Annotated in this window: 13 protein-coding genes and 1 tRNA gene; 9 read left to right on the top strand and 5 right to left on the bottom strand. The window is 69.9% G+C overall.

Going from position 1 to position 13,033, the window contains the following annotated elements:
• Window positions 1-9 precede the first annotated feature (9 nt).
• The 7 genes from ABNF93_RS17910 to ABNF93_RS17880 all read left to right on the top strand — a co-directional run bounded on the left by ABNF93_RS17910 (window position 10) and on the right by ABNF93_RS17880 (window position 7,821).
• Window positions 10-1,077: a LacI family DNA-binding transcriptional regulator gene (locus tag ABNF93_RS17910; protein WP_349329225.1), complete on the top strand. Its 1,068-nt coding sequence runs from the start codon at window positions 10-12 to the stop codon at window positions 1,075-1,077.
• Between the two features lie 112 nt (window positions 1,078-1,189).
• Window positions 1,190-2,023, top strand: coding sequence for a sugar phosphate isomerase/epimerase family protein (locus ABNF93_RS17905; protein ID WP_349329224.1), 834 nt, complete (start codon window positions 1,190-1,192; stop codon window positions 2,021-2,023).
• Window positions 2,024-2,032: 9 nt separating this feature from the next.
• Entirely contained in the window at window positions 2,033-3,262 is a 1,230-nt protein-coding gene (locus ABNF93_RS17900) for a Gfo/Idh/MocA family protein (RefSeq protein ID WP_349329223.1), read from the top strand.
• Complete coding sequence (locus ABNF93_RS17895) at window positions 3,259-4,056, top strand: VOC family protein (RefSeq protein ID WP_349329222.1); 798 nt, start codon at window positions 3,259-3,261, stop codon at window positions 4,054-4,056. Before ABNF93_RS17900 ends, ABNF93_RS17895 begins: the two co-directional genes overlap by 4 nt.
• 44 nt (window positions 4,057-4,100) lie before the next feature.
• Window positions 4,101-5,516: a glucuronate isomerase gene (gene uxaC / locus ABNF93_RS17890; protein WP_349329221.1), complete on the top strand. Its 1,416-nt coding sequence runs from the start codon at window positions 4,101-4,103 to the stop codon at window positions 5,514-5,516.
• 14 nt (window positions 5,517-5,530) lie between these two features.
• Window positions 5,531-6,907, top strand: coding sequence for a mannitol dehydrogenase family protein (locus ABNF93_RS17885; protein WP_349329220.1), 1,377 nt, complete (start codon window positions 5,531-5,533; stop codon window positions 6,905-6,907).
• Between the two features lie 263 nt (window positions 6,908-7,170).
• Window positions 7,171-7,821 carry a hypothetical protein gene (locus ABNF93_RS17880; protein WP_349329219.1) on the top strand — a complete coding sequence of 217 codons (651 nt, stop codon included), beginning with the start codon at window positions 7,171-7,173 and terminating at the stop codon, window positions 7,819-7,821.
• Window positions 7,822-7,864: 43 nt separating this feature from the next.
• Here ABNF93_RS17880 and ABNF93_RS17875 read toward each other — a convergent pair whose 3' ends face one another.
• Window positions 7,865-9,016: a Gfo/Idh/MocA family protein gene (locus ABNF93_RS17875; RefSeq protein WP_349329218.1), complete on the bottom strand. Its 1,152-nt coding sequence runs from the start codon at window positions 9,014-9,016 to the stop codon at window positions 7,865-7,867.
• Window positions 9,017-9,170: 154 nt separating this feature from the next.
• Here ABNF93_RS17875 and ABNF93_RS17870 point away from each other — a divergent pair, with 154 nt between their 5' ends.
• A complete protein-coding gene (locus tag ABNF93_RS17870; protein WP_349329217.1) occupies window positions 9,171-10,202 on the top strand; it encodes a Gfo/Idh/MocA family protein in 1,032 nt (343 codons plus the stop codon).
• A gap of 96 nt (window positions 10,203-10,298) precedes the next feature.
• Window positions 10,299-11,249 (top strand): SEC-C metal-binding domain-containing protein, encoded by a 951-nt coding sequence (locus ABNF93_RS17865; RefSeq protein WP_349329216.1) that lies wholly within the window; start codon window positions 10,299-10,301, stop codon window positions 11,247-11,249.
• Window positions 11,250-11,270: 21 nt separating this feature from the next.
• On the opposite strand, the gene ABNF93_RS17860 is transcribed toward ABNF93_RS17865, so the two are convergent.
• The 4 genes from ABNF93_RS17860 to ABNF93_RS17845 all read right to left on the bottom strand — a co-directional run bounded on the left by ABNF93_RS17860 (window position 11,271) and on the right by ABNF93_RS17845 (window position 13,019).
• Window positions 11,271-11,342: transfer RNA gene (locus tag ABNF93_RS17860), tRNA-Val, on the bottom strand.
• Between the two features lie 74 nt (window positions 11,343-11,416).
• On the bottom strand, window positions 11,417-11,881 hold the full coding sequence (locus tag ABNF93_RS17855) for a peroxiredoxin (protein WP_349329215.1): 465 nt from the start codon (window positions 11,879-11,881) through the stop codon (window positions 11,417-11,419).
• A gap of 21 nt (window positions 11,882-11,902) precedes the next feature.
• Window positions 11,903-12,334 (bottom strand): DUF3052 domain-containing protein, encoded by a 432-nt coding sequence (locus tag ABNF93_RS17850; RefSeq protein ID WP_349329278.1) that lies wholly within the window; start codon window positions 12,332-12,334, stop codon window positions 11,903-11,905.
• A 271-nt stretch (window positions 12,335-12,605) separates the two neighbouring features.
• Window positions 12,606-13,019: a YjbQ family protein gene (locus ABNF93_RS17845; protein WP_349329214.1), complete on the bottom strand. Its 414-nt coding sequence runs from the start codon at window positions 13,017-13,019 to the stop codon at window positions 12,606-12,608.
• Between the last annotated feature and the right edge of the window lie 14 nt (window positions 13,020-13,033).

Genomic DNA, 13,033 nt, shown 5'->3' with positions numbered 1-13,033 from the left:
GGAACTGTGGTGTCCGCACGCGACTCGGTACCCGTGAACCCGTCAGGTCGCGCGCCGACGATCCACGACGTCGCGGCCCGCTGCGGTGTCGCCGCCTCCACAGTGTCGCGGGCGTTCTCCCGGCCCGAGCGGGTCAATCTCGCCACCAGGCAACGGATTCTCGCCACCGCCGAGGAGATGGGCTACCGGCCGAACCCCATCGCCAGGGCCCTGCCGTCCGGCCGGACCAGGACGCTGGGCCTGCTGGTACCCGACATCACCAACCCGTTCTTCCTCGACCTCATCCGGGGCGCCGAGCGGGCGGCCGCCGCCGCCGGTTACACGCTGGTGCTGGCCGATACCGACGAGTCGAGTGAGACCGAGCTCACGGCGGTCAGGAGGCTGACGCGGGCTGTCGACGGGTACGTCCTCGCATCCTCCCGCCTGTCAGACGCCCGTTTGCGGGAGGCATACGCGACCTCGCCGCTCGTCGTCGTCAACCGCCGGGTGGCGCCGCTGCCGGGCGTACTCATCGACAGCGCCCACGGGACACGGGCCGCCGCCGAACACCTCGCCTCCCTCGGCCACGAGCGGATCGCCTATCTCGCCGGGCCACGCGCATCGTGGTCGGACCAGCGGCGGTGGCGGGCGCTGCAGTCGGTGGCGCGGCGGCGCGGCCTCAGCACCGTCCGCATCGGTCCGCTGTCGCCGACGGTCGACGCCGGCGTCGCTGCCGCGGACGCGATCGTCCTCGAGGACGTCACCGCCGCGGTGACGTTCAACGACCTGCTCGCGATCGGGGTGCTGCGCCGCCTGCGTGCCCGCGGGATCGGAGTGCCGGACCAGATCAGCGTCGTCGGGTGCGACGACATCTTCGGCGCCGACTTCTGCCACCCGCCGCTGACCACGCTCACCGCACCGATCGAGACCGCGGGACGGGCGGCCGTCGACCTGCTGCTCGGCCTCCTCGACACCGACCGGCAGGGGTCTGGCCGCGACGTCGTACTCCCCACGCGACTGACGATCCGAGACTCCACCGGAACGGCACCGACGACCACCAGCCGGCCTGTCCCCCTGACCGCCGAACCCTCCAGTTGACCATGCATCCCCTCGACCTGACGATGCATCCCCTCGAACTGACCGCCGTACTGCCGCACCGCCGCACCGCCTGTGCACACCGCAGGACCATCCACGAGCGGAGATGATCGCGATGAAACTGAGCTTCAGCACCCTCGGCTGCCCGAAGTACACCCTCGACGAGGTGGTGTCCACCGCGAAGGACAACGGCTACGAGGGCGTCGAGATCCGGTTCCTGCGGGGTGAGGTCGCGCTGGAGAACCTCGAGGAGTTCTCACCGTCCGGCATCAGGAAGACGAAGGCGGCGCTGGACGCGGCCGGGGTCACGGTCGCCTGCCTGGACACGAGTGTCCGCTTCACCTCGCCCGACCCGGCCGAGCGCGCGAAGCAGCAGAACGCGGCACTGACCTACGCTCGGATGGCGGCCGAGCTCGGCACGTCCTATATCCGGGTCTTCGGCGGAGCCGTCCCCGAATCGCCACCTGAACGCGAGGAGACGACCAAGCGCATCGCCGAAGGACTCGCGGAGGCCGCGGCCGCGGTCAAGGCCGAAGGAATCACCGCGGTCCTGGAGACTCACGACAGCTTCTGCACCTCGACCCAGGTCGCCGAGCTGCTGTCCTACGCACCGAACGACGACCTCGCGATCCTGTGGGACGTCCTCCACTCCTATCGCACCGGCGAGTCTCTCGAGGACACCTGGCGCGCGCTCGGTGACCGGATCAGGCACGTCCACCTGAAGGACTCCTCGCGCTACTCCCCCACCGAGTTCAACTTCGAGCTGACCGGTGCGGGCACCATGCCGATCAGGGAGTTCGCCGGCCTGCTCCAGCGGGAGGGCTACGACGGTTACCTCAGCTTCGAGTGGGAGAAGGCCTGGCACCCCGAGATCGAGGAGCCCGAGGTCGCGATTCCGCAGTACGCGGCGTACATGCGTCCGTTGCTCGCCGAGGTCGCGGCGCGGTAGGCGTTCTCGATGGAACGCGTACGGGTCGGGATCATCGGCAGCGGTTTCTCAGCGGCGTTGCATGCCGAGGCGTTGCGTCAGGTTCACGGGCTCGACGTCACCCTCGCCGCCGTCGCGGGCCGTGACCACGACAAGGCGAAGAAGTTCGCGGCCCGGCACGGGATCGCCACCGCCCATGCCCATTCCTACGATCTGCTGGCCGACGATGACGTCGACGTCGTGTGTCTCTGCGTACCGAATGCCGCGCACGCACCCCTCGCGATCGAGGCCGCTCAGGCGGGCAAGCACGTCATCTGCGAGAAGCCACTCACCGGTGCGTTCACGGCACCGTCAGGTCTGGACGACGGCGACGACGGCGACGGCGACGGCGGGGCCTTCGCCCGCACGGCGCTGGAGGAGGCGCTCACCTCCGCCGACGCGGTCCTTGACGCGATGACAGCCGCGGGGCGCCGACTGATGTACGCCGAGAACTGGGTGTACGCACCCGCCGTCACCAAGGCGAAGCGCCTCCTCGGAGCGGCCGGCGGCTCGATCCTCGACATCCGCGCCGAGGAGAGCCACAGCGGCTCGCACGCGCAGGCGTCGAAGTACCGCGCCCGTGCCGGCGGCGGCGCGCTGCTGATGCTCGGCTCACACCCGATCGGCGCGGCGCTGCACCTGAAGGCCGTCGAGGGCCGGCGCAAGACGGGCCAGCCGGTCCGCGTGCGCTCCGTGGTCGCCGACACGGCGCCGCTGTGGGACGCACCGGCCTATGACGACCACGCCCGCCGCTGGCTGGTTTCCGACTGGGTCGACGTCGAGACCTGGGCGAGCGCGATCCTCACCTTCACCGACGGGACGAAGGCGGTGATCAACGCGTCGTTCGGCCAGCTCGGCGGTGTCCGCAACACGCTCGAACTCGCCACCACCAACGCCGTCCTCAGGGCCAACATGACACCGAACGACGCGTTGCTCGCCTACGCCCCACACGCGGAGGTCTTCGGCGCGGAGTACCTGAGCGAGAAGCTCGAGACCAAGGCCGGATGGAGTACGCCGGCGCCCGACGAGGACTGGGTACGCGGGTATCCGCAGGAGATGCAGGACTTCTGCGAATGCGTGACGTACGACCGCGAGCCACTGTCCGACGCCACCCTGGCCCGGGACGTCGTCGAGGTCATCTACGCCGCCTACCTGTCGGCCGAGACAGGTCGCCGGATCAATCTTCCCGTATCCACCGAGAGCGCAGGAGACAGTCGATGATCTACGAGCTCAACCACGTGGGTGTCCGGATCAGGGACCTGGACGAGAGCCTCGCGTTCTGGGTCGGGATCCTCGGCGCGAAGGTGGTGAGCGAGGCGTTCATCCCGAGCTCGCGGACCGACTGCGTCTACCTGCAGATCGCCGACGGGATGGTCGAGTTGCTGCGTCCGGCCGACCCACCGGCGGGCACGACGTTCGGGCTCGACCACATCGCGTTCATGACCGACGACCTCGACGGTGACCACCAGCGCCTGGTGGGGGCCGGGTTCGCGTCGCTGCTGGACCCCAAGGTCGCCGGAACGGGCCGCGGCAGGCTGGCGTTCGTGTCCGACCCGAGCAAGGTGAGGGTGGAGCTGCTCCAGCGCGAGGAGGACTTCCGGGTCGCTCCGCTCGAGGGGTTCGTCCGGAGCCTGGACCACTACTCTGTCGCGGCGGACGACCTCGACGCGTCGGTCGCCTTCTACGGCGGACAGCTCGGCCTGCGACCAATCACGACGCTGAGCGACGGCGCCGGCGGCACGGACGCGTACTTCCACCTCCGCGACGACGCCGTAGGACTGCACCACCCGGCCACGCCGGCGCCGGATGCTCCGCGGATCCGGCATGTCGGGTTACGGGTCGACGACGTGGAGGCGGCGACCGACCGGCTGCGTACCCACGGCGTCCCTGTCGCGGCCGAGCCCGCACCTGCCGGCCACGGGCACGGGCGGGTAGCCGAGGTCCACGACCCGGACGGCGTACCTGTGCTTCTCCTCGACCGCGACGACCTGCGCGAGCGCGCGTCGAACGCCTGAGACCACCAGCCCGACGCACACACGCGACCCAGGAGAGGGAACGGATGAGCCAGATCGAGCTGCACCCCGACCGGCTGCTGCCGACCGAGCCGAACCTGCGCGGGATCGCCCGCCGGCTGTACGACGAGATAGCGGGGCTGCCGATCATCTCGCCCCACGGGCACGTCGACCCGGCGATCCTGGCCAACGACGAACCGTTCGGCGACCCCGCCAACCTCCTCGTCGTGCCCGACCACTACGTCACCCGGCTGCTGCACGCGCACGGCGTACGACTCGACGACCTGGGCGTTCCGCCCGGCAACCCGGTCGGCGACACGTCGGCCCGGGAGATCTGGCGGACGTTCTGTGCGCACTTCTGGGCGTTCCGGGGCACGCCGTCGCGGTACTGGCTCGAGTCGGAGCTGGTGGACGTCTTCGGCGTCAGCCTGCGACCGTCGGCCGAGACCGCCGACGAGCTCTTCGACCAGCTCACCGAGCGGCTCGCCGACCCTGGCTTTCGGCCGCGGGCCCTGTACGAACGCTTCGGGCTCGAGGTCCTCGCCACCACCGACGACCCGGCGTCCGACCTCGCCGACCACCAGCGGCTGACCGAGGACCCGGCGTGGAAGGGCCGCGTCGTCCCGACGTTCCGGCCGGACGCCTACCTCGACCCGTCGCGATCCGACTGGGCCCAACAGGTGGCGAGGCTGGGCGAGGCGGCCGGGATCGACACGAAGACGTACGACGGCTACATCGCCGCACTGGAACAGCGCCGGGCGTACTTCGCCCAGCACGGCGCCACCGCGAGCGACCACGGTCACGCCGACGCGGGCAGTGCGCCCCTGGACCCCGCCGACGCCAGCCGGATCTTCTCCGCCGGCCTGGCGGGTGCGGCGACGGCCGACGAGCAGACCGCGTTCCGTCGGCACATGCTGAGCGAGATGGCGCGGATGGCCTGCGATGACGGTCTCGTGATGCAGCTGCATCCCGGCGTGTTCCGCAACCACCATTCGGCGACGTTCGAGCGGTTCGGCGCCGACGTGGGATGCGACATCCCGGTGGTCGCTGAGTACACCCGGGCGCTGCGGCCGCTGCTGGAGCGGTACGGCACGCACCCCAACTTCCGGATGGTGCTCTTCACCACCGACGAGGACGTGTTCTCGCGCGAGATCGCGCCACTGGCCGGCTTCTACCCGTCGGTGTTCGTCGGGGCGCCGTGGTGGTTCATCGACACTCCTGACGCGATCCTGCGGTTCAGGGCGGCCGTGACCGACACAGTGGGGTTCCACAAGACGGCCGGATTCGTCGACGACACGCGGGCGTACTGCTCGATCCCGGTACGCCACGACATGGCCCGACGGCTCGACGCCGGATTCCTCGCCCGTCTCGTCGCCGAGCATCGGCTTCCCGAGGACGAGGCGGCGGAGACCGCACGCGACCTTGCATACCAGCTGCCGGCGTCGACTTTCCGGCTCACATGAGGAGGGCAGGGCTCGTGAACGAGCTGAACCGGCGGTCCGCGCCCGGGGCCGGACCTGCCGCACCCATTCGTACCGTCCATCTCGGGCTCGGCGCGTTCTTCCGCGCGCACCAGGCGTGGTACACGCACGTGGCCAACAGCGGGGGCGACGCCGAGCCGTCCGGGATCGCCGCGTTCACCGGGCGCCGGCCGGACGCCGCGCTGCCACTGCGGGCGCAGGATGGGCTCTACCACCTGCTGGTCCGCGACGCCGGTGGTGACCGGACCGAGCTGATCGCGAGCATCTCGGCCGCGTACGACGGGGCGGACGCCGAGACCTGGCGACGGACGCTCGCCGATCCGCTCGTCGGGACCCTCACCCTCACGGTGACGGAAGCGGGCTATCGCCGCGGACCGGACGGAGGTCCGGACCTCGACAACCCGGCGGTGGCATCCGACGTCGAACGCCTACGGGCCGGCCACACCGACGTGACCACCGCGCCGGGACGCATCCTCAGCGGACTCGCCGCCCGGCAGGCAGCCGATGCCGGACCGCTCGCGATCGTGCCGTGCGACAACCTGGTCGACAACGGTCCGACCCTCGCCCGCGTGCTCAACGGCCTTGCCGCCGCGGTCGACGACGGCCTGGCGGAGTGGCTGGCCGGTCAGGTGTCGTTCGTCTCCACGACGATCGACCGGATCACACCGGCCACCACGCCGGAGGATCGCGAGGTGGTCGCCAAGCTGACCGGGTTCGCCGACGCCGCGCCGGTGGTGACGGAGCCGTTCAGCGAGTGGGTCCTGGCCGGGGAGTTTCCGGCAGGCCGGCCGGCGTGGGAGCGCGGGGGTGCGCGGTTCGTTCCCGACGTCAGTGTGTTCGAGCAGCGCAAGCTGTGGCTGCTCAACGGCGCACACTCCTTGCTGGCCTACGCCGGACCGACCCGCGGGCACGCGACCGTCGCCGAGGCGATCAACGACCCGGTGTGCCGTGGCTGGGTCGAGACATGGTGGACCGAGGCGGCGCGGCACCTGCCGCTTCCCACCGACGACACCACCCGCTACCGCGAGGACCTGCTGGAGCGGTTCACCAACCCGCGGATCCGGCACAACCTGGCCCAGATCGCGATGGACGGTTCACAGAAACTCCCCATCCGGGTACTCCCGGTGCTCACCCGCGAACGCGCCGACGGGCGGCTGCCCGAAGGCGGCATCCACGCCCTCGCCGGATGGCTGGCGCACCTGCGCGACGGAACAGCGGTCCGTGATCCGAGAGGCGAGGAGTTGACGAACGCAGTGTCGGGGCCAGTTCCCGAGGCCGCCCGGCGGATGCTCCGTGCGCTCGACGCGCCGCTGGCGGACGACCACGACCTCGTGGAGGCAGTCGCGGCCACCTGTCGCGGCCTGGTCCCGTGATCATGATCGTTATCGTGAAGGTTTTCTGGGGCTCTGGACCCACGAACCATTCATGATCACGGTCATGATCACCGGTCGCCGGTCACTGGTCACCGGTCGCCGGTCGCCGGTCATCGGTCGCCGGTCATCGGCGTGGTCACGGTCATGATCACCGGCGGCATAAGTGGCATGAGCATGGGTACTCCTTCATCGACCCCTGCCGGCATTACCCCCGGACCCCGGTGATTCCGCAGCTCCGCGCGACAGACCCGGGAGCCGGTACGATGATCTCTTCACCCGACTTTGCCCCGGAGGCGAACCGCCCGCAGGCATCCCTCGAAGGCGATCTCCACCGAGCCCGGCCGGAACGAGTTCCCGCGCAGGGCCAACGAGTTCCCGCGCAGGGCCAACGAGTTCCCGCGCAGGGACGAAGGGTCAAGGGGCGGGGTGTCGACCTGCCCGGGAGCGACCGGCCTACGGGCCCAACGGGGTACCGACCGGCCGGCCGGCACGTCAGATACACCGAACCGGCGGCGACCGACCCGCCCTCTGCCGGACCGCTCGCCGCCGGGGCCACCCACACGGCGCCCATGGACACCAAGCCGCCGTACGCAGGGGTGACCGAAGCCAGGCTGACCGACGCAGGGGTGACCGACGCAGGGGTGACCGACGCAGGGGTGACCGACGCAGGGGTGACCGAAGCCAGGCTGACCGAAGCCGGGGCGACCAAGAACGATGCCGGCCTCTTCGAGGACGAACTGACGGACGCGGAGTCAGCGGGAAGGCACCGGCTGCCCGTCTCGTCCGTACAACCAGCTGCCGCCGCGCTCGTCTCCGGCCTCATCTACGTCCTCACCGCCGGCAAGGCGGGTAGCCCTGACGCGCGGCGTACGCTCGGCCGTCCACGCTTTCTCCGCCGGGGCGGCGCCGCCTGACCTGACACCGGATCGCCCACGTCCGGCTCGGGCAACGCCGTGATCAGAACGTCGTGGTGAGGTCCAGCGCCTGACCGCTCCGGGACGACTCCGCGACCTTCAGCATGATCTCCAGCGCGTGCCGCCCGTGTTCGGCGGACAGGACCGGCCGCTCACCCGTGCGTACGCAGTCGGCGAGATGCTCGACCAGTACCGCCCGGTGCAGCTTGTCAAGCCAGCCTTGCCGGCCGCGGAGCTGCCCCCATCCGCGCGGTTCGACCCAACCGTCGACGCCGGGCAGAGCATCGGCACGGTAGACCTCGATCGGTCCTTCGCCACTGGCGTTCCCGTCCCGGATGTTCAGCGCACCCTTGCGGCCGAAGATCTCGATCTTGGGGCTCTTCGCCGCGTGGACGTTGTACGTACCGTCGACGACGGCGAAGGTCGCGCCACCGAAGTCGAGCATGAACAACGAGTTGTCGTCGGCGGTGACGTCGATGACCTTGCCGGCGAACGGGCCTGCGCGCACGACCCGGGTCGGCTCGGTGATGCCGGAGAAGGCCACGACCCGTTCGGCCGGGCCGAGCAGCGCGGTGATCTCGTGGATCCCGTAGACGCCCATGTCCAGCAGCGGTCCGGAACCCTGTTGGTAGAACCACGTCGGGTCCATCGGCCAGCCGAACGTGCTGCCGGCCGGTCCCGCATGTGAGCTCCGCACCCGCGCGAACGCGACCTTGCCGATCGTGTCCGCGTCTAGCAGCCGCCGCGCCTCCTGGTACGCCGGAAACACCGCGTCCGGTGGCGAGCACACGACTGTCAGGCCATTGGCGGCCGCGGTCTCGACGATCGCGTCGGCGTCCTCCATCGTCGTCGCGAGCGGCTTCTCGGTCGCGAGGTGCTTGCCGGCCTGGACGATCCTGCGCGAGGTTTCTCCGTGAACCGTGATCGGGGTCAGGTTGACCACCGCGTCGAGGTCGGACTGGTCGAGCATCGCCTCGAGGCTGGAGTAGACCTCCGGGATCTCGAACTCCTTCGCCGCCTCCCGTGCGCGATCCACCTCTGGATCCGCGACAGCGACGACGGTCACCTTGTCCGCTATCCAGCCGAGATTGGGGAGGACGCCGTACGACGTCGTGGCGATCATGCCCGTGCCGAGTACGCCGAGCCGCAGCGGTCCCGACTTGCGCCCGTCCTGCGCCGTGTCCTGCGTCGCCATGGCAGACCTCCGGGTGGTGATCAGGCGATTGTGGCCGGTCGGCGCCACCATGACACGTCCACGTGCTGTCGTGCGCAGCACTGCCTAATGCGGCCGGCCAGGTTCCGTCACCGTCCCTGTCTGTGAGGCAGACGGATGAGTAACGATCGCAGGCATGGACTCGCCCGCACGTATCGCGATGGTCGGCGTCGACCACTGGTACTCCGCGATCCCGCTCGCCCAGGAGATCGCCGCGCGGACCGACACCGAGCTGGTCGCCGTCGCTGATCCCGACCGTGACCGTGCCGAGGAAGTGGTCGCGAAGGCAGGTCGTGGCCGGGCCACGTCCGACGCCGAGGAGCTTCTCGCCGACCCGTCCGTCGATCTGATCGCGTCCTTCACGAGCACCGAACGCAACCCTGCCATCTGCCTGGCAGCGGCCCGCGCCGGCAAGCACCTGCTCTCGATCAAGCCGGTCGCCCGGACGCTCGACGAGGCAGCCGAGGTCGTCCGGGCGGTTCGCTCGGCGGGTGTGGCGTTCTTCCCCGCCGAGTCCCAGCTGCGGACGACGGCCATGAACCAGCAGATCCGGACCTGGCTGGACGAGGGACGCCTCGGCCAGGTGCGTACCGCCAGCTACTCGTTGTGGTCCTCACTCCCGCAGGGATGGGCCGGAGTGTCCGACCCGGGATGGTTCACCGACCCCGAGCGGGCACCAGGCGGTGGCTGGATCGACCACGCGATCTACCACCTCGACCAGCTGCGGTGGCTCCTCCGTGCAGAGGTGAGGTCGGTCCGGGGGACCGCGGCCTCGCTGAAGTACCCCGACCTCGGCCTCGAGGACTACGGCCTCGCGGTGGTGGCGTTCGACAACGGCGTGATCGCGCGGATCGAGGACACCTGGCTCGCCTCGCCCGGCGGCGGGCGCCAGACCATGAGCCTGGTCGGCACCGACGGCGCCGTTGCGTACGACAGCCTCAGTGGACGGCTCTCCCTCACGGGCATGGGCGAGACGCACGAGGGGTGGGTCCACCTCTCACCGCCCTCTGGACGCGGGAGCGTTCTCGAGCGGCTTGTCGCGACAGTCCGTGGCGAAGCGGACCCGCTGGCCACCGTCGACGACGCCTGGCACAACCTCGCCGCCTGCCGGGCGTTCTACGAGTCGACGGCCACCGGGGTGGCCGTCACACCGGCACCGCTTCCCTAGGGCATCTGTCGGATCACGATCGGCTCGCGGCCTCCGCCAAACCGCCAGGGCAATGTCCCGTGGTCAGTCGGCCGGGGCGCGGATACCGTATCTCGGATGGTGACGCGATCTTCTGCGGATGCACGGCACGCTCGAGCTCTCGAGCGGGAACTCCCGGACTACCCAGACGAGAGGGGCGAGATCCTCCTCGAGGCCGCACACCACTGGCACCGAGCCGGTGAGCACGGGCGGGCGATTGCGCTGCTCACCGAGTGTGTCGAGTTGGGTGGCGAAGATGGCGGCCTCGCGCGGTGCAGCCTGGCCGACGTCCTCTTCGACCTCGGTCGCGGGGACGAAGCACAGGACCAGCTCGACGCCCTCCGCCGGGACCGGCCGGCGTCCATCACGCCGTACTTCCTGGTGGGAGAGCTGCTGGAGGAGCGTCGGGAGTACGACGAGGCGCTGCGATGGTTCAACATCGCGGTGTCCCGCTGCACAGAGGAGGACCTGCCGGGCCCGGACCGAGATCCCGGACCACTGTCGTTCGCCGGAATGATTCTGGCGGGTCGCCGACGAGTCCGTAGGGCCCTGGGCCTTCCGGCTGACAACCTGGACAACAAGGTGGTTGAGCCTGGTGCCGCCCCGCCGTTCGTCGACCAAGCCGGCCTTGATGACGCCCTCTCGGACAACGCGTCGCGTTCGGTGCAGGTCCGGGTCCTCTTCTGGCCCCGCCCAGAGATTCCCCTGGCGCACGAACGCTGGCCACAACTCGTGCAGCACCGTGACGCCGACACCTTCCTCCGCGAACGGGAGCTCGCCAACCGCCAACTCGCGGTTGCCCCCAACCGGACCAGGATCGTCATGGTGCCTCTGACCGTGGCGAAGCTGACGGAGTACGCAGAACGCACGGGCAAGGACGTCGCCGACGACGCGACCCGAAAGGCGTGCATGGAGGAGATCGCCGACGAGGGCGGAGTGATCGACTGGCCACCGCCCCGCAACGCACCCTGCTGGTGCGGCGCGGGCCGGAAATACAAGAAGTGCTGCGGCCGCCCGGACCTCCACTGACATGTCACCGGACCAGGACGGTGGGGCCGGACGGGATCGAACCGCCGACACTCGCGGTGTAAACGCGACGCTCTACCACTGAGCTACGGCCCCGGGAGATGGTGACCGGAAACACCCGGTCGAGGCGAAAGGTTACCGGGTGCCCACCCCGGTGCGGTCATCGACGGTCAGCGAGGCAGTTCCTCCACGGCTCGCACCAGCGTCGTGACCTCCCGGGCATCCGGGATGGCGTTGACGACGGTCCACCGGACCACGCCGGCCCGGTCGATGACGAACGTGCCACGCAGCGCACACCCACGCTCCTCGTCGAAGACGCCGTACGCCTGTGCCACCGCGCCGTGCGGCCAGAAGTCCGCGAGCAACGGATAGGTCAGCCCTTCACGGTCCGCGAAGACCCGGAGGGCGAACATCGTGTCGCACGAGACCCCCAGCACCGCCGTGTCAGCACCCTCCAGCAAGGGCAGGTGGTCACGCAGCGCCCGCAGTTCGCCGGTACAGATACCGGTGAAGGCGAACGGGTAGAACACCAGGACGACGTTCCTGATGTCCCGGAAGCCGCTGAGGCGTACGTCAGCCCCGTGCTGGTCGGACAACGCGAAGTCCGGTGCCACCTCGCCGACCCCGATCGGCATGCGTCCCCCTCGTGGGCGCCGTCAGCGCTGGCGGGCGCGTGGCGTGACGAGCTTGGTGCCCAGCCAGTCGGGTGCCACGGACAGGCTGGTTGTCGTCGAGAGCCCGGCGGTCGGCGCGGACTCCGCGATCTCGCTCGCGTCGACGTAGCCGTCCCGACCGACCTTCGGCGTCAGCAGCCAGATCACCCCGCCGTCGGTGAGGTCGGTCTTGGTGTCGACCAGCGCATCAACCAGATCGCCGTCGTCATCACGCCACCAGAGGATCACGGCGTCGACGACGTCGCCGTACTCGTCGTCGACCAGCTCGTTGCCGGTGTGCTTCTCGATCGCCTGGCGCAGGTCCTCGTCGGCGTCATCGTCCCACCCGAGTTCCTGCACCACCATGCCCGGCCGCAATCCCAGCCGCTCTGCCGGCCCAGACTGGCCCTCGGCCTCGCCTGCGGTCGCACTCACGACGCCGTCCTCCTGTTCTGTCATCAGTGCTTATGGTCGCATCAGGGAATTCGATCGACTACCCGACCCACCAGGCGACGCTCGCTGTTCCGGCGATCGCCGTCCGGTCGGTCCCCTTCAGATCATGATCCCCCAAGACACCCCCCGGAACGCTGGCCGGTAGTCCAGCGTGTCGGTGCGGTCGTACGCAAGTGTGGAGGGAGTTTTGCACGAACCTATCGCCCGCGGGTCCCAGCCGCGCGGAACGGGTTGCAGCGCTGCAAACCAGGAATCAGCCATCGACGAAGGACAGGCGCACCTTTCGGCGCGGATTGTCGCGGTTGGTGTCGACCAGGCAGAGGCGCTGCCAGGTGCCGAGTTCCAGTACCCCCGACAGCACCGGCAGGACGGCGTACGGAGGAAGGAACGCCGGCACGACGTGATCACGCCCATGACCAGGAGACCCGTGCCGGTGGCGCCACCCCAGCTCCGGCGGCAGGACCCGCTGGAGCACCTGGAGAAGGTCGTCGTCACTACCGGAGCCGGTCTCGATCGTCGCGAGACCGGCCGTCGCATGCGGGACGAAGACGTGGAGCAACCCGTCCGGTCGCCCCGGAATACCGGCGAGGAACCGCTCGCAGTCACCGGTCAGGTCGTAGACGCTCTCCTCCGGACCGGTCTGGACGTCGACGACCTCGCTGCGCATGCGTACCCCTCCCG

Source organism: Actinopolymorpha sp. B9G3, from assembly GCF_040120725.1.
Lineage (GTDB): Bacteria > Actinomycetota > Actinomycetes > Propionibacteriales > Actinopolymorphaceae > Thermasporomyces.
Note: the sequence above shows the minus strand (reverse complement) of the source record. Positions and strands in the feature narration are given on the sequence as shown.

Coding starts and splice junctions, on each gene's coding strand:
- ABNF93_RS17905 (WP_349329224.1), top strand. CDS start 1,190: ATGAAACTGAGCTTCAGCACCCTCGGCTGCCCGAAGTACACCCTCGAC.
- ABNF93_RS17900 (WP_349329223.1), top strand. CDS start 2,033: ATGGAACGCGTACGGGTCGGGATCATCGGCAGCGGTTTCTCAGCGGCG.
- ABNF93_RS17895 (WP_349329222.1), top strand. CDS start 3,259: ATGATCTACGAGCTCAACCACGTGGGTGTCCGGATCAGGGACCTGGAC.
- uxaC (WP_349329221.1), top strand. CDS start 4,101: ATGAGCCAGATCGAGCTGCACCCCGACCGGCTGCTGCCGACCGAGCCG.
- ABNF93_RS17880 (WP_349329219.1), top strand. CDS start 7,171: ATGATCTCTTCACCCGACTTTGCCCCGGAGGCGAACCGCCCGCAGGCA.
- ABNF93_RS17875 (WP_349329218.1), bottom strand. CDS start 9,016: ATGGCGACGCAGGACACGGCGCAGGACGGGCGCAAGTCGGGACCGCTG.
- ABNF93_RS17870 (WP_349329217.1), top strand. CDS start 9,171: ATGGACTCGCCCGCACGTATCGCGATGGTCGGCGTCGACCACTGGTAC.
- ABNF93_RS17865 (WP_349329216.1), top strand. CDS start 10,299: ATGGTGACGCGATCTTCTGCGGATGCACGGCACGCTCGAGCTCTCGAG.
- ABNF93_RS17855 (WP_349329215.1), bottom strand. CDS start 11,881: ATGCCGATCGGGGTCGGCGAGGTGGCACCGGACTTCGCGTTGTCCGAC.
- ABNF93_RS17845 (WP_349329214.1), bottom strand. CDS start 13,019: ATGCGCAGCGAGGTCGTCGACGTCCAGACCGGTCCGGAGGAGAGCGTC.